Source organism: Serratia sp. NA_13 (genome assembly GCF_052691735.1).
The window spans coordinates 1-13,820 of record NZ_JBQZFV010000026.1 but is presented as its reverse complement, the minus strand read 5'-3'; the positions used below and the strand labels follow the sequence as shown (position 1 = coordinate 13,820).

Annotated in this window: 29 protein-coding genes; all 29 read right to left on the bottom strand. The window is 49.3% G+C overall.

Annotation, left to right across the window (positions count from 1 at the left end):
- Positions 1 to 7: 7 nt before the first annotated feature.
- Positions 8 to 628, bottom strand: a complete 621-nt coding sequence (gene rpsD / locus ACUTSU_RS22185; protein WP_012147212.1) for a 30S ribosomal protein S4 — start codon at positions 626 to 628, stop codon at positions 8 to 10.
- A 31-nt stretch (positions 629 to 659) separates the two neighbouring features.
- Positions 660 to 1,049: a 30S ribosomal protein S11 gene (gene rpsK / locus ACUTSU_RS22180; RefSeq protein ID WP_004951128.1), complete on the bottom strand. Its 390-nt coding sequence runs from the start codon at positions 1,047 to 1,049 to the stop codon at positions 660 to 662.
- A gap of 16 nt (positions 1,050 to 1,065) precedes the next feature.
- Positions 1,066 to 1,422, bottom strand: a complete 357-nt coding sequence (gene rpsM / locus ACUTSU_RS22175) for a 30S ribosomal protein S13 (protein WP_012147213.1) — start codon at positions 1,420 to 1,422, stop codon at positions 1,066 to 1,068.
- A gap of 146 nt (positions 1,423 to 1,568) precedes the next feature.
- Positions 1,569 to 1,685 carry a 50S ribosomal protein L36 gene (gene rpmJ, locus ACUTSU_RS22170; protein WP_002227352.1) on the bottom strand — a complete coding sequence of 39 codons (117 nt, stop codon included), beginning with the start codon at positions 1,683 to 1,685 and terminating at the stop codon, positions 1,569 to 1,571.
- A 32-nt stretch (positions 1,686 to 1,717) separates the two neighbouring features.
- Positions 1,718 to 3,049, bottom strand: coding sequence for a preprotein translocase subunit SecY (gene secY, locus ACUTSU_RS22165; RefSeq protein ID WP_004929740.1), 1,332 nt, complete (start codon positions 3,047 to 3,049; stop codon positions 1,718 to 1,720).
- Between the two features lie 7 nt (positions 3,050 to 3,056).
- Positions 3,057 to 3,491 (bottom strand): 50S ribosomal protein L15, encoded by a 435-nt coding sequence (rplO, locus tag ACUTSU_RS22160; protein ID WP_012147214.1) that lies wholly within the window; start codon positions 3,489 to 3,491, stop codon positions 3,057 to 3,059.
- Between the two features lie 3 nt (positions 3,492 to 3,494).
- Positions 3,495 to 3,674 carry a 50S ribosomal protein L30 gene (gene rpmD / locus ACUTSU_RS22155; protein WP_012147215.1) on the bottom strand — a complete coding sequence of 60 codons (180 nt, stop codon included), beginning with the start codon at positions 3,672 to 3,674 and terminating at the stop codon, positions 3,495 to 3,497.
- 2 nt (positions 3,675 to 3,676) lie between these two features.
- Positions 3,677 to 4,180: a 30S ribosomal protein S5 gene (gene rpsE, locus ACUTSU_RS22150; RefSeq protein WP_004951140.1), complete on the bottom strand. Its 504-nt coding sequence runs from the start codon at positions 4,178 to 4,180 to the stop codon at positions 3,677 to 3,679.
- Positions 4,181 to 4,194: 14 nt separating this feature from the next.
- Entirely contained in the window at positions 4,195 to 4,548 is a 354-nt protein-coding gene (gene rplR / locus ACUTSU_RS22145; RefSeq protein WP_037425856.1) for a 50S ribosomal protein L18, read from the bottom strand.
- A 9-nt stretch (positions 4,549 to 4,557) separates the two neighbouring features.
- Positions 4,558 to 5,091, bottom strand: coding sequence for a 50S ribosomal protein L6 (gene rplF / locus ACUTSU_RS22140; protein ID WP_012147217.1), 534 nt, complete (start codon positions 5,089 to 5,091; stop codon positions 4,558 to 4,560).
- A gap of 14 nt (positions 5,092 to 5,105) precedes the next feature.
- Complete coding sequence (gene rpsH, locus ACUTSU_RS22135) at positions 5,106 to 5,498, bottom strand: 30S ribosomal protein S8 (protein WP_004951149.1); 393 nt, start codon at positions 5,496 to 5,498, stop codon at positions 5,106 to 5,108.
- Positions 5,499 to 5,528: 30 nt separating this feature from the next.
- The gene (rpsN, locus tag ACUTSU_RS22130) at positions 5,529 to 5,834 is read right to left on the bottom strand and encodes a 30S ribosomal protein S14 (protein WP_012147218.1); all 306 of its coding nucleotides are present in this window, start codon (positions 5,832 to 5,834) and stop codon (positions 5,529 to 5,531) included.
- 13 nt (positions 5,835 to 5,847) lie between these two features.
- Positions 5,848 to 6,387 carry a 50S ribosomal protein L5 gene (gene rplE / locus ACUTSU_RS22125; protein ID WP_004951155.1) on the bottom strand — a complete coding sequence of 180 codons (540 nt, stop codon included), beginning with the start codon at positions 6,385 to 6,387 and terminating at the stop codon, positions 5,848 to 5,850.
- A 14-nt stretch (positions 6,388 to 6,401) separates the two neighbouring features.
- Positions 6,402 to 6,716 (bottom strand): 50S ribosomal protein L24, encoded by a 315-nt coding sequence (gene rplX, locus ACUTSU_RS22120; protein ID WP_004951158.1) that lies wholly within the window; start codon positions 6,714 to 6,716, stop codon positions 6,402 to 6,404.
- 10 nt (positions 6,717 to 6,726) lie between these two features.
- Positions 6,727 to 7,098: a 50S ribosomal protein L14 gene (rplN, locus tag ACUTSU_RS22115; protein ID WP_004951161.1), complete on the bottom strand. Its 372-nt coding sequence runs from the start codon at positions 7,096 to 7,098 to the stop codon at positions 6,727 to 6,729.
- Between the two features lie 165 nt (positions 7,099 to 7,263).
- A complete protein-coding gene (gene rpsQ / locus ACUTSU_RS22110; protein WP_012147219.1) occupies positions 7,264 to 7,518 on the bottom strand; it encodes a 30S ribosomal protein S17 in 255 nt (84 codons plus the stop codon).
- Positions 7,519 to 7,710, bottom strand: coding sequence for a 50S ribosomal protein L29 (rpmC, locus tag ACUTSU_RS22105; protein ID WP_004951169.1), 192 nt, complete (start codon positions 7,708 to 7,710; stop codon positions 7,519 to 7,521). It lies immediately after the preceding gene.
- Entirely contained in the window at positions 7,710 to 8,120 is a 411-nt protein-coding gene (gene rplP / locus ACUTSU_RS22100; protein ID WP_004951171.1) for a 50S ribosomal protein L16, read from the bottom strand. Before rplP ends, rpmC begins: the two co-directional genes overlap by 1 nt.
- Before the next feature lie 12 nt (positions 8,121 to 8,132).
- On the bottom strand, positions 8,133 to 8,831 hold the full coding sequence (gene rpsC, locus ACUTSU_RS22095) for a 30S ribosomal protein S3 (protein ID WP_012147220.1): 699 nt from the start codon (positions 8,829 to 8,831) through the stop codon (positions 8,133 to 8,135).
- 17 nt (positions 8,832 to 8,848) lie between these two features.
- Positions 8,849 to 9,181, bottom strand: coding sequence for a 50S ribosomal protein L22 (gene rplV / locus ACUTSU_RS22090; protein ID WP_004391423.1), 333 nt, complete (start codon positions 9,179 to 9,181; stop codon positions 8,849 to 8,851).
- Positions 9,182 to 9,195: 14 nt separating this feature from the next.
- Positions 9,196 to 9,474 (bottom strand): 30S ribosomal protein S19, encoded by a 279-nt coding sequence (rpsS, locus tag ACUTSU_RS22085; protein ID WP_004929772.1) that lies wholly within the window; start codon positions 9,472 to 9,474, stop codon positions 9,196 to 9,198.
- Between the two features lie 14 nt (positions 9,475 to 9,488).
- Complete coding sequence (rplB, locus tag ACUTSU_RS22080; protein ID WP_099065724.1) at positions 9,489 to 10,313, bottom strand: 50S ribosomal protein L2; 825 nt, start codon at positions 10,311 to 10,313, stop codon at positions 9,489 to 9,491.
- An 18-nt stretch (positions 10,314 to 10,331) separates the two neighbouring features.
- Positions 10,332 to 10,634 (bottom strand): 50S ribosomal protein L23, encoded by a 303-nt coding sequence (gene rplW, locus ACUTSU_RS22075; protein WP_012147222.1) that lies wholly within the window; start codon positions 10,632 to 10,634, stop codon positions 10,332 to 10,334.
- The gene (gene rplD, locus ACUTSU_RS22070; RefSeq protein WP_012147223.1) at positions 10,631 to 11,236 is read right to left on the bottom strand and encodes a 50S ribosomal protein L4; all 606 of its coding nucleotides are present in this window, start codon (positions 11,234 to 11,236) and stop codon (positions 10,631 to 10,633) included. Before rplD ends, rplW begins: the two co-directional genes overlap by 4 nt.
- Before the next feature lie 10 nt (positions 11,237 to 11,246).
- Positions 11,247 to 11,876 (bottom strand): 50S ribosomal protein L3, encoded by a 630-nt coding sequence (gene rplC, locus ACUTSU_RS22065; protein ID WP_012147224.1) that lies wholly within the window; start codon positions 11,874 to 11,876, stop codon positions 11,247 to 11,249.
- A 32-nt stretch (positions 11,877 to 11,908) separates the two neighbouring features.
- The gene (gene rpsJ, locus ACUTSU_RS22060; RefSeq protein ID WP_001181005.1) at positions 11,909 to 12,220 is read right to left on the bottom strand and encodes a 30S ribosomal protein S10; all 312 of its coding nucleotides are present in this window, start codon (positions 12,218 to 12,220) and stop codon (positions 11,909 to 11,911) included.
- Between the two features lie 406 nt (positions 12,221 to 12,626).
- Complete coding sequence (bfr, locus tag ACUTSU_RS22055) at positions 12,627 to 13,091, bottom strand: bacterioferritin (protein ID WP_099065725.1); 465 nt, start codon at positions 13,089 to 13,091, stop codon at positions 12,627 to 12,629.
- A gap of 74 nt (positions 13,092 to 13,165) precedes the next feature.
- The gene (gene bfd, locus ACUTSU_RS22050; RefSeq protein ID WP_445652947.1) at positions 13,166 to 13,360 is read right to left on the bottom strand and encodes a bacterioferritin-associated ferredoxin; all 195 of its coding nucleotides are present in this window, start codon (positions 13,358 to 13,360) and stop codon (positions 13,166 to 13,168) included.
- 132 nt (positions 13,361 to 13,492) lie between these two features.
- The coding region (locus ACUTSU_RS22045; protein ID WP_445654731.1) for an EF-Tu C-terminal domain-related protein at positions 13,493 to 13,820 on the bottom strand (328 nt) is incomplete at its 5' end.

Sequence of the window (13,820 nt, the reverse complement as noted above, 5' to 3'; positions counted from 1 at the left end):
CTAAGCCTTACTTGGAGTAAAGCTCGACGATCAGGTGTTCGTTAATGTCCGCAGACAGATCGGTACGTTCAGGCATACGCTTGAACACGCCTTCCATCTTAGCAGCATCAACTTCAAGCCAGGTCGGCTTTTCACGCTGCTCAGCCAGCTCCAGAGAAGCTTTAACGCGAGATTGCTTTTTAGCCTTCTCGCGGATGCTGACTACGTCATTCGGAGATACCTGATAAGAAGCGATGTTAACAACACGACCATTTACCATAATTGCTTTATGGCTAACCAACTGACGTGACTCTGAACGAGTAGCGCCGAAGCCCATACGGTAAACAACGTTGTCCAAACGACCTTCCAGCAGTTGCAACAGGTTTGCACCGGTGTTGCCCTTCAGGCGTGCTGCTTCTTTGTAATAGTTACGGAATTGACGCTCCAGAACACCGTACATACGGCGAACTTTTTGCTTCTCACGTAACTGTACACCATAGTCAGACAGACGCGGTTTACGCGCACCGTGTTGACCAGGCGGTTGCTCAATTTTACACTTGGTATCGATCGCGCGAACGCCAGACTTCAGGAACAAGTCTGTGCCCTCACGGCGGCTAAGCTTGAGCTTAGGACCCAAATATCTTGCCATTTTCTTTCTCCAACAAACCTAAAAGCTTACGTTATACGCGGCGCTTTTTCGGCGGACGACAACCGTTGTGAGGGATAGGAGTCACATCAGTAATATTAGTGATGCGGAAACCAGCGGCGTTCAGAGCACGAATAGTTGATTCGCGGCCTGGACCCGGTCCCTTAACCATAACTTCCAGATTCTTGATACCGTATTCTTTTACTGCGTCAGCACAACGTTCGGCTGCAACCTGAGCTGCAAACGGAGTTGACTTACGAGAACCACGGAAACCAGAACCACCGGCAGTTGCCCAACCCAATGCATTACCCTGACGATCGGTAATAGTCACAATGGTGTTGTTGAAAGACGCATGGACATGAGCCACGCCGTCAGAGACTTGTTTTCTTACACGCTTACGTGTACGAACAGGTGCCTTTGCCATTATTCAATCACCCTGATTATTTCTTGATTGGTTTACGCGGACCCTTACGGGTACGTGCGTTGGTCTTAGTACGCTGACCGCGAACTGGCAGACCACGACGATGACGCAAACCACGGTAAGTACCAAGATCCATCAGACGCTTGATGCTCAGGGTAACTTCACGACGCAAATCACCTTCTACAGTGAATTTGGCGACTGCTTCACGCAGCTGTTCAATTTGCTCTTCAGACAGCTCACTGATCTTAACATGTTCAGCAATACCCGTAGACGCACAGATAGACTGTGAGCGGGTTTTACCGATTCCGAAGATCGACGTTAAGGCGATTACGGTATGTTTATGATCAGGAATGTTAATGCCTGCTATACGGGCCACTATGCACTCCTACTTATTTTTACGGCAACACCATTCTGAAAAGCCCGTTTTCAGGATACTCAAATAATGTTGCAGCTACATACAAAAGATTGGCTGGCTAATCTAGCCAGCTCAACCCAACTTTGCAAGAAAAATATGCGAGATAATCAGCCTTGACGCTGTTTATGCTTCGGCTCGGCGCTGCAAATCACACGAACGACACCGTTACGCTTAACGATTTTGCAGTTACGACATAATTTCTTGACGGAAGCACGAACTTTCATTTTTACTCTCCGTAACTTCTCAAACGAACCTGTTAGCGGTTATAGCCTTTCAGGTTTGCTTTCTTCAATGCAGACTCGTACTGACTTGACATCATCAGAGTTTGCACTTGAGCCATAAAGTCCATGATGACGACAACCACGATCAGTAGCGAGGTACCACCAAAGTAGAATGGTACTTTCATTGCATCACGCATGAACTCCGGGATCAGGCAGATGAAAGTAATGTACATCGCGCCCACCAGGGTTAAACGCGTCATTACTTTATCGATATACTTCGCCGTTTGCTCTCCCGGACGAATTCCTGGTACGAAGGCACCGGACTTCTTCAGGTTATCTGCTGTCTCACGCGGGTTGAAAACCAACGCCGTGTAAAAGAAACAGAAGAAGATGATTGCAGACGCATAGAGTAACACATAAAGCGGTTGCCCTGGCTGCAAATACAGCGAAATCGTTGTCAGCCAGTTCCAACCGGTACCGCCCCCAAACCATGATGCAATCGTGGCCGGGAACAGAATAATGCTGGAAGCGAAGATTGCCGGGATAACCCCTGCCATATTCACTTTCAACGGTAAGTGTGTGCTCTGTGCTGCATAAACACGACGACCTTGTTGACGCTTCGCATAGTTAACGACGATACGACGTTGACCACGTTCGATGAAAACAACGAAGAAGGTTACTGCAAACACCAATACTGCAACCAACAGCAACAGGAGGAAGTGCAAGTCGCCTTGCCGGGCTTGTTCGATAGTATGGGCCACAGCCGGCGGGAGTCCCGCTACAATACCTGCGAAGATAATGATCGAGATACCGTTTCCGATACCACGTTCAGTAATCTGTTCACCCAGCCACATCAGGAACATTGTCCCGGTCACCAAGCTCACTACTGCAGTAAAGTAGAACGCAAAGCCTGGATTTAACACCAGACCTTGCATACCAGGCATATTCGGTAAACCGGTAGCAATACCGATCGACTGGAATATGGCCAACACCAGCGTACCGTAACGGGTGTACTGACTAATCTTGCGACGGCCAGCCTCCCCTTCTTTCTTGATTTCTGCTAACGCTGGATGAACCACCGTTAACAGCTGGATAATAATCGACGCCGAAATATACGGCATGATCCCCAGAGCAAAGATAGAAGCACGGCTGAGGGCACCACCAGAGAACATGTTAAACATTTCAATGATAGTGCCTCTCTGCTGCTCGAGCAATTTGGCAAGCACAGTGGCATCGATACCAGGAATCGGAATAAAAGAGCCGATACGGAAGACAATCAGCGCGCCGATTACAAACAAAAGTCTGCGCTTCAGCTCGCCGAGTCCGCCTTTAGCACTTTGAAAATCTAATCCTGGTTGCTTAGCCATCTGCTACTTATTCCTCAATTTTACCGCCAGCAGCTTCGATAGCAGCACGAGCGCCTTTGGTGACACGCAGACCACGCAGGGTAACCGGACGAGCGATTTCGCCAGAAAGCATAACTTTCGCGAATTCGATCTGGACACCAACAACGTTAGCGGCTTTCAGCGTGTTCAGGTCGATTACGTCGCCTTCAACAAGAGCCAGTTCAGACAGACGAACTTCTGCCGTGATCATAGCTTTGCGAGAGGTGAAGCCGAATTTCGGCAAACGACGATATAAAGGCATCTGACCACCTTCAAAACCACGACGTACGCCACCGCCAGAACGTGAGTTCTGACCTTTGTGACCACGACCAGCGGTTTTACCCAGGCCAGAACCAATACCACGACCTACACGCTTAGGCGCATGCTTGGCACCTTCAGCCGGAGACAGAGTATTTAAACGCATCTCTTACTCCTCAACCTTAACCATGTAGGAAACCAAGTTGACCATACCACGTACAGCAGGAGTATCCTCACGCTCTACAGTATGACCAATACGACGCAGACCTAAACCGAGCAAGGTTGCCTTGTGCTTTGGCAAACGGCCGATGCTGCTTTTTGTTTGAGTTACTTTAATAGTCTTTGCCATGGTTATTTCCCTAGAATTTCTTCGACGGACTTACCACGCTTAGCAGCGACCATTTCTGGGGATTTCATATCTTCCAAAGCAGCAATAGTTGCACGAACCACGTTGATCGGGTTAGTAGAACCATATGCTTTAGCTAATACGTTATGAACCCCTGCAACCTCCAGGACGGCGCGCATTGCACCACCGGCGATAATACCGGTACCTTCGGAAGCTGGTTGCATGAACACGCGAGAACCCGTGTGAGCACCTTTAACAGGGTGCTGCAGAGTACCGCTATTCAAAGCAACATTAATCATAGCGCGACGGGCTTTTTCCATCGCTTTCTGGATCGCTGCCGGAACTTCGCGTGCTTTGCCGTAGCCAAAACCAACGCGACCGTTACCATCACCAACTACTGTCAGTGCGGTAAAGCTGAAAATACGGCCACCTTTTACGGTTTTAGATACGCGGTTTACCGCGATCAGCTTTTCCTGCAGTTCGCCAGCTTGTTTTTCGATGTGAGCCATCTTAAACCTCTTCCTTAGAACTGAAGGCCAGCTTCACGGGCAGCATCTGCCAGTGCCTGGACTCGACCATGATATTGGAAACCGGAACGGTCAAAGGAAACTTTAGAGATCCCTTTTTCCAACGCGCGCTCAGCCAGAGCTTTACCTACGGCTGCTGCTGCGTCTTTGTTGCCGGAATACTTCAATTGCTCTGTGATAGCTTTTTCTACAGTAGAAGCGGCTACCAGTACTTCAGAACCATTTGGAGCAATTACCTGTGCGTAAATGTGACGCGGGGTACGATGTACCACCAGGCGGGTTGCACCCAGTTCTTTGATCTTACGGCGTGCGCGGGTCGCACGACGGATACGAGCAGATTTCTTATCCATAGTGTTACCTTACTTCTTCTTAGCCTCTTTGGTACGCACGACTTCGTCGGCGTAACGGACACCCTTGCCTTTGTAAGGCTCAGGACGGCGGTAGGCACGCAGATCTGCAGCAACCTGGCCAATAACTTGTTTATCAGCGCCTTTCAGCACGATTTCAGTTTGGCTTGGGCATTCAGCAGTAATACCTGCTGGCAGCTGGTGATCGACCGGGTGAGAGAAGCCTAAGGCTAAATTCACCACGTTGCCTTTAACAGCAGCACGATAACCAACACCTACCAGTTGAAGCTTCTTGGTGAAGCCTTCGGTAACACCAACAACCATTGCGTTCAGCAGAGCGCGCGTAGTACCCGCTTGGGCCCATGCGTTAGCAAAACCTTCGCGCGGAGCGAAAGTCAGTGCGTTAGCTTCTTGCTTCACTTCAACGGCGTTGTGGACAGTACGAGTCAGCTCGCCGTTCTTACCCTTAATCGAAATAACCTGACCGTTGAGTTTTACCTCTACGCCGGCAGGAATGACGACGGGTGCTTTTGCAACACGAGACATTCTTTCCTCCCGAATTAAGCTACGTAGCAGATAATCTCGCCACCAAGACCTGCTTGGCGAGCTGCACGATCGGTCATAACACCTTTAGAGGTAGAAATAACAGCAATACCCAAACCAGCCATAACTTTTGGCAGTGCATCTTTTTTCTTGTAGATGCGCAGACCAGGACGGCTGATTCGTTGAATGCTTTCTACCACTGCCTTGCCCTGGAAGTACTTCAGTACCAGTTCCAGAACAGGCTTGGTGTCGCCTTCGATTTTGAAATCTTCAATAAAACCTTCTTCCTTCAGCAGGTTGGCAATTGCCACTTTCAGCTTGGAGGAAGGCATGGTGACCGCAACTTTGTTCGCGGCTTGACCGTTACGGATACGGGTCAGCATATCCGCGATCGGATCTTGCATGCTCATCTGTCTTTACTCCCGTGATTCAATTGGTAATTACCAGCTAGCCTTTTTCAAGCCTGGTACTTCACCGCGCATAGCGGCTTCACGTAACTTGATACGGCTCAACCCGAATTTGCCCACATAACCATGTGGACGGCCAGTTTGGCGGCAGCGTTTACGCTGACGAGACGGGCTGGAATCACGCGGCAGAGTTTGCAGCTTGAGAACAGCATCCCAACGATCTTCGTCGGAAGAGTTCACACCAGAAATGATAGCCTTCAGTTCCTCGCGTTTAGCGCGGTACTTTTCAGCCAGTTTCACGCGAACGACTTCGCGTGCTTTCATTGATTGCTTAGCCATCAGTAACCCTGCCTTACTTACGGAACGGGAAGTTAAAAGCAGCCAACAGCGCGCGGCCTTCATCATCAGATTTCGCAGTAGTGGTAATGGTAATATCCAAACCACGTACGCGATCGACTTTGTCGTAGTCGATTTCTGGGAAGATGATTTGCTCACGCACACCCATGCTGTAGTTACCACGGCCATCGAATGACTTAGCGGACAAGCCACGGAAGTCACGGATACGTGGAACAGCAATGGAAATCAGTCGCTCAAAGAACTCCCACATGCGTTCGCCACGCAGAGTTACTTTACAGCCGATCGGATAGCCCTGGCGGATTTTGAAGCCTGCAACAGATTTGCGTGCTTTGGTGATGAACGGCTTTTGACCGGAGATTGCTGCCAGATCCGCTGCTGCATTATCCAGCAGTTTCTTGTCAGCGATCGCTTCACCAACACCCATATTCAGGGTGATCTTCTCGACCCGAGGGACTTGCATGACAGAGTTGTAATCAAACTGAGACATCAGTTGTTTGACTACCTCGTCTTTGTAGTAATCATGCAGTTTCGCCATCGTATTACTCCAAATTACTTGATAGTTTCGCTGTTAGATTTGAAGAAACGGACTTTTTTCCCGTCTTCGAATCTAAAGCCTACACGGTCAGCCTTACCGGTAGCCGCGTTGAAGAGAGCAATGTTAGAAACCTGAATTGCAGCTTCTTTTTCAACAATGCCACCTGGTTGGTTCAGAGCCGGGACCGGCTTCTGATGTTTCTTAACCAGGTTGATACCTTCAACAATGACCTTACCAGCAGACAGGACATTTTTTACTTTACCGCGTTTACCTTTGTCTTTCCCGGTAAGCACGATAATTTCGTCATCACGACGGATTTTCGCTGCCATGTTTCGCTCCTTAGAGTACTTCTGGTGCCAGAGAGATAATTTTCATGAACTTCTCATTACGCAGTTCACGAGTTACCGGCCCAAAAATACGCGTACCGATAGGTTGCTCGCTGTTATTGTTTAAAATAACGCATGCATTACCATCGAAGCGAATGACAGAACCGTCCGGGCGACGTACACCCTTCTTGGTGCGCACCACTACCGCCTTCAGCACATCGCCTTTCTTCACCTTACCGCGAGGAATTGCTTCCTTGATGGTAATTTTGATGACATCGCCAATGCCTGCGTAGCGACGGTGCGAGCCACCTAGAACCTTGATACACATTACGCGACGTGCACCGGAGTTGTCGGCCACGGTCAGCATAGTCTGTTCTTGGATCATGTTAGTGCTCCGCTAATGTCAACTACAACTTTAGGACCTATTACTAGATCGTTGAAAAGCCCCATAACCAAGGGCGCAGCATTATAACACCGCTTCCAAAGTATGGGTAGAAAAAATAAACGGCTCATTTTCTGAGCCGTTTATAAGTTAGAGCCAGCTACTCTATTACAGAATCGCTTTCTCTACAACGCGAACCAACGTCCAGGACTTAGTCTTGGACAGTGGACGGCATTCGCGGATTTCTACCACGTCACCGATACCACATTCGTTGTTCTCGTCATGTACGTGCAGCTTGGTCGTACGCTTGATGAATTTCCCGTAGATCGGGTGCTTCACCGTGCGCTCGATAGCAACAACCATGGATTTCTCCATTTTGTCACTAATAACACGACCCTGCAGAGTACGGTTAATATCAGTCATTTACACACCCGCCTTTTCAGTCAGTAAAGTCTTAACACGTGCGACATTACGACGCACTTGTTTCAACAGGTGAGTTTGTTGCAGCTGGCCACTTGCCGCCTGCATGCGCAAGTTAAATTGCTCACGCAGCAGGTTGAGCAGCTCAGTGTTCAGCTCTTCAACGCTTTTTTCACGCAGCTCTTGTGCTTTCATTACATCACCGTCTTAGTTACAAAGGTGGTTTTGATCGGCAATTTAGCTGCAGCCAGCTTGAATGCCTCACGGGCGACCTCTTCTGGTACACCGTCCATTTCGTACAGGACTTTCCCAGGTTGGATCAGGGCAACCCAATATTCCACGTTACCCTTACCTTTACCCATACGCACTTCGAGCGGCTTCTCGGTAATTGGTTTGTCCGGGAATACACGGATCCAAATTTTACCTTGACGCTTAACTGCACGAGTCATTGCACGACGAGCTGCTTCGATTTGACGAGCAGTCAGACGGCCACGGCCAACAGCTTTCAGACCGAAAGTGCCGAAGCTAACATCCGTACCCTGCGCCAGACCACGGTTGCGGCCTTTGTGCATCTTACGGAATTTTGTACGCTTTGGTTGTAACATCAGCGACTCTCCTTACTTGCGGCCTTTACGCTGCTGCTTTTTAGGTTGAGCAGCCGGTTCCGGTTGTTCAACTGCAGCCATACCACCCAGGATCTCACCTTTGAAGATCCATACCTTAACGCCGATTACACCATAAGTGGTGTGCGCTTCAGATGTGTTGTAATCGATATCCGCACGCAGTGTATGCAACGGAACACGACCTTCACGGTACCATTCGGTACGCGCGATTTCAGCACCGCCAAGGCGGCCGCTTACTTCAACTTTGATACCTTTAGCGCCAAGACGCATTGCGTTCTGTACAGCACGCTTCATAGCACGACGGAACATAACGCGACGTTCCAACTGTGAAGTGATGCTGTCAGCAACCAATTTAGCGTCAAGTTCCGGTTTACGGACTTCGGCGATGTTAATTTGCGCAGGAACGCCAGCGATGTTCGCTACGACCTTACGCAGTTTTTCGACATCTTCACCTTTCTTGCCGATAACGATGCCTGGACGAGCAGTGTGAATAGTCACACGGATGCTCTTCGCAGGACGTTCGATAACGATGCGAGAAACGGAAGCTTTCGCCAGTTCCTTAATCAGGAATTGGCGAACTTTAAAGTCGCTGTCCAGGTTGTCAGCGAATTCTTTGGTATTCGCATACCAAGTAGAGTTCCAAGGTTTGACAATACCCAGGCGAATACCATTAGGATGTACTTTCTGACCCATTGCTAGTCTCCAGAGTCTCAGCGATCGGACACAACCACAGTAATGTGGCTGGTGCGCTTCAGGATGCGATCTGCACGACCTTTTGCACGAGGCATAATGCGCTTCATGCTTGGGCCTTCGTCTACGAAGATTTTCGTGACTTTCAGATCATCGATGTCAGCGCCATCGTTGTGTTCTGCGTTAGCAATGGCAGACTCCAGCACTTTCTTAACCAGACCAGCAGCTTTCTTGTTGGTGTAGGCCAGAGTTTCCAGAGCTTGCGACACTTTCTTACCGCGGATCAGGTCAGCCACAAGGCGGACCTTCTGTGCAGAAGAACGAGCGTGGCGATGTTTAGCGATAGTTTCCATCTCTTCCTCCTACCTTAGCGCTTTTTAGCTTTTTTATCAGCCGCATGGCCGCGATAAGTGCGAGTCGGCGCGAATTCACCCAGTTTGTGACCGACCATTTCATCGGAAACGAACACTGGTACGTGCTGACGACCATTATGGACAGCGATGGTCAAACCGATCATGTTAGGAAAGATCGTTGAACGACGGGACCAAGTGCGCAAAGGCTTCTTGTCACCGCTTTCCACCGCTTTCTCTACCTTCTTCAGCAAGTGCAGGTCAATAAAAGGACCTTTCTTGAGAGAACGTGGCATGGCTTATCCTCTAATTATTTTTTGCTACGGCGACGTACGATGAACTTATCAGTACGCTTGTTGCTGCGGGTTTTCTTACCTTTGGTCTGAACGCCCCATGGTGTTACTGGGTGTTTACCAAAGTTTTTACCCTCACCACCACCGTGCGGGTGATCTACCGGGTTCATCGCCGTACCGCGAACGGTAGGACGAACACCACGCCAACGTGCAGCACCTGCTTTACCCAGAACGCGAAGCATATGTTCAGCGTTACCGACTTCACCCAAGGTGGCGCGGCAATCAACTGGAACTTTACGCATTTCGCCTGAGCGCAGACGCAGAGTTACGTAGGAACCATCACGTGCAACGATCTGAACGTAGGCACCAGCAGAGCGAGCGATTTGACCGCCTTTACCTGGTTTCATTTCTACGTTATGAACCGTTGAACCCACTGGGATGTTGCGCATTGGCAGGGCGTTACCTACCTTAATTGCAGCATCAACGCCAGATTGGATCTGGTCACCAGCTTTCAGACCTTTCGGCGCCAGGATATAACGGCGTTCGCCGTCTTTGTACAGAACCAGCGCGATGTTCGCGGAACGGTTCGGATCGTACTCCAGACGCTCAACCACTGCAGCCACACCGTCTTTGTTGCGTTTGAAGTCAACCAGACGATAATGTTGCTTGTGGCCACCACCGATATGACGGGTGGTGATACGGCCATTGTTGTTACGGCCACCGCTTTTGCTCAGTTTCTCAAGCAGCGGGGCATGAGGTTTACCCTTGTGCAGCTCAGGGTTAACCACTTTAACAACGTGGCGACGACCCGGAGATGTAGGTTTACATTTAACAATTGCCATTGTTCTTACTCCTCCGACTTACTCTGCGCCGCCGATGAAGTCCAGATTCTGGCCTTCTTTCAGGGTGACGTAAGCTTTTTTCCAGTCGCTACGACGACCAACACGCTGACCGTGACGCTTCACTTTCCCTTTAACTACCAGGGTGTTAACGTCTTCGACTTCGACTTCAAACAGTTTCTGCACTGCAGCTTTAATTTCTGCTTTGGTCGCGTCTTTGGCAACTTTGAGAACGATGGTGTTAGTTTTTTCCATCGCAGCGGATGCTTTTTCAGATACGTGCGGTGCACGCAGCACTTTCAGCAGACGTTCTTCACGGATCATGCCAGCATCTCCTCAACTTGCTTCACAGCATCAGCAGTCATAACCACTTTGTCGAAGGCGATCAGGCTAACCGGGTCGATACCTGCTACATCGCGCACGTCAACCTTGTACAGGTTGCGAGCAGCCAGGAACAGATTCTCATCCAGTTCACCGGTTACGATCAGCACATCTTCCAGCGCCATATCTTTCAGTTTCTGTGCCAGCAGCTTAGTTTTAGGCGCTTCTACAGAGAACTTCTCGACAATGATCAGACGATCTTGACGTACCAGTTCGGACAGGATGCTTTTCAGCGCGCCGCGGTACATCTTTTTGTTTACTTTCTGACTGTGGTCCTGAGGCTTCGCAGCAAAGGTCACGCCACCTGAACGCCAGATCGGGCTCTTTACAGAACCTGAACGCGCACGGCCGGTACCTTTCTGGCGCCACGGTTTTTTACCGGAACCAGTTACTTCAGCACGGGTCTTCTGAGCACGAGTACCTTGACGGGCACCTGCTGCATAAGCAACAACAACCTGGTGTACCAGCGCTTCGTTAAAGTCACGACCGAAGGTAGTTTCGGAAACAGTCAGCGCGCTTTGCGCGTCTTTCAATACTAATTCCATTGCTATCCCCTTACGCCTTCACAGCTGGTTTAACGATCAGGTTGCCACCGGTTGCGCCCGGTACAGCACCCTTAACCAGCAGCAGGTTGCGCTCAGCGTCAACACGTACTACGTCCAGGCTTTGAACGGTTACACGCTCGTCACCCAGGTGGCCAGCCATTTTCTTGCCTTTGAACACTTTGCCCGGAGTCTGGTTCTGACCGATAGAACCCGGAACGCGGTGAGACAAGGAGTTACCGTGGGTAGCGTCTTGGGTACGGAAGTTCCAGCGCTTTACAGTGCCAGCAAAACCTTTACCTTTAGAAGTACCGGTAACATCGACTTTTTTAACTTCAGCGAAGATTTCAACGCTGATGTTTTGACCTGCAGTAAATTCTTCACCTTCAGCAGTGCGGAATTCCCACAGACCACGGCCAGCTTCAACGCCAGCTTTAGCGAAATGGCCCGCTTCCGGCTTGGTTACGCGGTTAGCTTTTTTGCTACCGGTAGTAACCTGCACAGCACGGTACCCGTCGTTAGCCAGGTCTTTAACCTGAGTCACGCGGTTCGCTTCAATTTCAATCACGGTTACTGGGATAGAAACGCCATCTTCAGTGAAGATACGAGTCATACCCAATTTCTTACCGACTAAACCAATCATTGTTTCAACCTCTCAATCGCTCAATGACCTGATTAACCCAGGCTGATCTGCACGTCTACACCAGCAGCCAGATCCAGACGCATCAGAGCATCAACGGTTTTCTCGGTTGGCTCAACGATGTCAACCAGACGCTTGTGAGTGCGAATTTCGTACTGATCACGCGCGTCTTTGTTAACGTGCGGAGAGATCAGAACGGTAAAGCGCTCTTTGCGAGTTGGCAGCGGGATCGGACCACGGACTTGCGCACCAGTGCGCTTAGCAGTCTCGACGATTTCCGCGGTTGATTGATCGATAAGACGATGATCAAACGCTTTCAGGCGGATACGGATTCTTTGGTTCTGCATGAGACCAGAGCTCCAATTATTTATAAACGTAAATAATTACTCCTCACACCCATTTCGATTGATGGGGGAGTGTAATCGTCAACATATAACCCCCATATCGGGAGTATTGTTCGAAGGGCAAAACGAACTTGCCTATCGACTGATTCGCTAAAATCAGGCTTACCAAGATTAGGTAAGCCCGCGCATTATACGCAAAACAGAGCGAGAAGCAAGGCACGGATGGAAATATGCTCAGGATATCGACATTTATTGCAGTTTTAGGTCTTAGATGGCGGTTCGGAAAGCCAGGTACAATAGTATGCGGGGAAATCAGATGAGGCGTTGAGGCTTCTCCCCTGCCCTGCCGGTGATAATACATGCCGGCAGGGAAGCATTGTCGCTAAGTAGGGAATCAGGTTTTACATTACTAAAGTTGGGCTTGTGCGTAGTTCTGAATACCCAGGCGGTCGATCAAATCAAGTTCGGTTTCCAACCAATCGATATGCTCTTCCTCATCTGCCAGGATCTCTATCATCAAATCACGGCTGACATAGTCATGGATGGAATCAGCATAAGCAATGCCTTCACGAAGACTTTTGGCGCCGTCCAACTCCAGGGCCAAATCGGAACGCAGCATTTCCTCAATATCTTCGCCAATATTCAACTTACCGAGATCCTGCAAATTCGGGATACCTTCCAAAAACAAAATACGTTCGATGTAACGATCGGCATGCTTCATTTCATCGATCGACTCGTGGTATTCCTTATCATTGAGACGAGTTAACCCCCAGTTCTTGAACATTCGGGCATGCAGGAAATATTGATTGATGGCAACCAGCTCGTTGCCGAGCAGTTTGTTGAGGTGAGCAATGATCTTTTTATCGCCTTTCATAGGTAACTCCTCCTGGCCAGTTCTAAAAGTGTAGAAGCTGAAAGCCAAGAGTCAAAAAATAACCTTACCTTTAGTTAGGCAACTTCGTGCATTTGGATAATGGTTCCGCTTTCCTCCACCATAATCTGTCTCGCCTGACGAATGCACTTTCCACAATCGGTACCAATAGGTACAAGTTCACGCAGTTGTTTCATGGTATGCGGATTGTGCTGACGTACGGCCTTGCGGATCGCTTTGTCAGTCACGGCATTACACAGACATACATACATAGAGGGACTCACTTCTTAACCAATGCTGTAATTCTAAATAGGAATGCTTTTTATTTCAATTAAGATTTGGAAAAATTGCATAAAAAAAGGGCACCGAAGTGCCCTCTTTTTGTGTCGAAAAATTATTCGCGATTAAGCGATAACTTTAGCAACAACACCAGCGCCTACAGTACGGCCGCCTTCACGGATTGCGAAACGCAGACCGTCGTCCATCGCGATTGGGTGAATCAGGGTAACAACCATGTTCACGTTATCGCCAGGCATTACCATCTCAACGCCTTCTGGCAGTTCGATGGTACCGGTCACGTCAGTTGTACGGAAGTAGAACTGTGGACGGTAGCCTTTGAAGAATGGAGTATGACGACCACCTTCTTCTTTGCTCAGGATGTACACTTCTGAGTCGAATTTGGTGTGTGGCTTGATAGAACCTGGTTTAGCCAGTACCTGACCACGTTCGATG

Bases quoted from the DNA above. Each gene is read 5' to 3' on its own strand.
- rpsN (WP_012147218.1), bottom strand. From the start codon at position 5,834: ATGGCTAAGCAATCAATGAAAGCACGCGAAGTCGTTCGCGTGAAACTG.
- rpmJ (WP_002227352.1), bottom strand. From the start codon at position 1,685: ATGAAAGTTCGTGCTTCCGTCAAGAAATTATGTCGTAACTGCAAAATC.
- rpmD (WP_012147215.1), bottom strand. From the start codon at position 3,674: ATGGCAAAGACTATTAAAGTAACTCAAACAAAAAGCAGCATCGGCCGT.
- rpsJ (WP_001181005.1), bottom strand. From the start codon at position 12,220: ATGCAGAACCAAAGAATCCGTATCCGCCTGAAAGCGTTTGATCATCGT.
- rplF (WP_012147217.1), bottom strand. From the start codon at position 5,091: ATGTCTCGTGTTGCAAAAGCACCCGTCGTCATTCCTGCCGGCGTAGAG.
- rplD (WP_012147223.1), bottom strand. From the start codon at position 11,236: ATGGAATTAGTATTGAAAGACGCGCAAAGCGCGCTGACTGTTTCCGAA.
- rpsK (WP_004951128.1), bottom strand. From the start codon at position 1,049: ATGGCAAAGGCACCTGTTCGTACACGTAAGCGTGTAAGAAAACAAGTC.
- rplV (WP_004391423.1), bottom strand. From the start codon at position 9,181: ATGGAAACTATCGCTAAACATCGCCACGCTCGTTCTTCTGCACAGAAG.
- rplN (WP_004951161.1), bottom strand. From the start codon at position 7,098: ATGATCCAAGAACAGACTATGCTGACCGTGGCCGACAACTCCGGTGCA.
- bfd (WP_445652947.1), bottom strand. From the start codon at position 13,360: ATGTATGTATGTCTGTGTAATGCCGTGACTGACAAAGCGATCCGCAAG.
- rpsC (WP_012147220.1), bottom strand. From the start codon at position 8,831: ATGGGTCAGAAAGTACATCCTAATGGTATTCGCCTGGGTATTGTCAAA.
- rpsQ (WP_012147219.1), bottom strand. From the start codon at position 7,518: ATGACTGATATTAACCGTACTCTGCAGGGTCGTGTTATTAGTGACAAA.
- rplC (WP_012147224.1), bottom strand. From the start codon at position 11,876: ATGATTGGTTTAGTCGGTAAGAAATTGGGTATGACTCGTATCTTCACT.
- rplX (WP_004951158.1), bottom strand. From the start codon at position 6,716: ATGGCAGCGAAAATCCGTCGTGATGACGAAATTATCGTGCTTACCGGG.
- rpsD (WP_012147212.1), bottom strand. From the start codon at position 628: ATGGCAAGATATTTGGGTCCTAAGCTCAAGCTTAGCCGCCGTGAGGGC.
- rplO (WP_012147214.1), bottom strand. From the start codon at position 3,491: ATGCGTTTAAATACTCTGTCTCCGGCTGAAGGTGCCAAGCATGCGCCT.
- rplW (WP_012147222.1), bottom strand. From the start codon at position 10,634: ATGATCCGTGAAGAACGTCTGCTGAAAGTGCTGCGTGCACCGCACGTA.
- secY (WP_004929740.1), bottom strand. From the start codon at position 3,049: ATGGCTAAGCAACCAGGATTAGATTTTCAAAGTGCTAAAGGCGGACTC.
- bfr (WP_099065725.1), bottom strand. From the start codon at position 13,091: ATGAAAGGCGATAAAAAGATCATTGCTCACCTCAACAAACTGCTCGGC.
- rplB (WP_099065724.1), bottom strand. From the start codon at position 10,313: ATGGCAATTGTTAAATGTAAACCTACATCTCCGGGTCGTCGCCACGTT.
- rpsH (WP_004951149.1), bottom strand. From the start codon at position 5,498: ATGAGCATGCAAGATCCGATCGCGGATATGCTGACCCGTATCCGTAAC.
- rplR (WP_037425856.1), bottom strand. From the start codon at position 4,548: ATGGATAAGAAATCTGCTCGTATCCGTCGTGCGACCCGCGCACGCCGT.
- rplE (WP_004951155.1), bottom strand. From the start codon at position 6,387: ATGGCGAAACTGCATGATTACTACAAAGACGAGGTAGTCAAACAACTG.
- rpsS (WP_004929772.1), bottom strand. From the start codon at position 9,474: ATGCCACGTTCTCTCAAGAAAGGTCCTTTTATTGACCTGCACTTGCTG.
- rpmC (WP_004951169.1), bottom strand. From the start codon at position 7,710: ATGAAAGCACAAGAGCTGCGTGAAAAAAGCGTTGAAGAGCTGAACACT.
- rplP (WP_004951171.1), bottom strand. From the start codon at position 8,120: ATGTTACAACCAAAGCGTACAAAATTCCGTAAGATGCACAAAGGCCGC.
- rpsE (WP_004951140.1), bottom strand. From the start codon at position 4,180: ATGGCTCACATCGAAAAACAAGCTGGCGAACTGCAGGAAAAGCTGATC.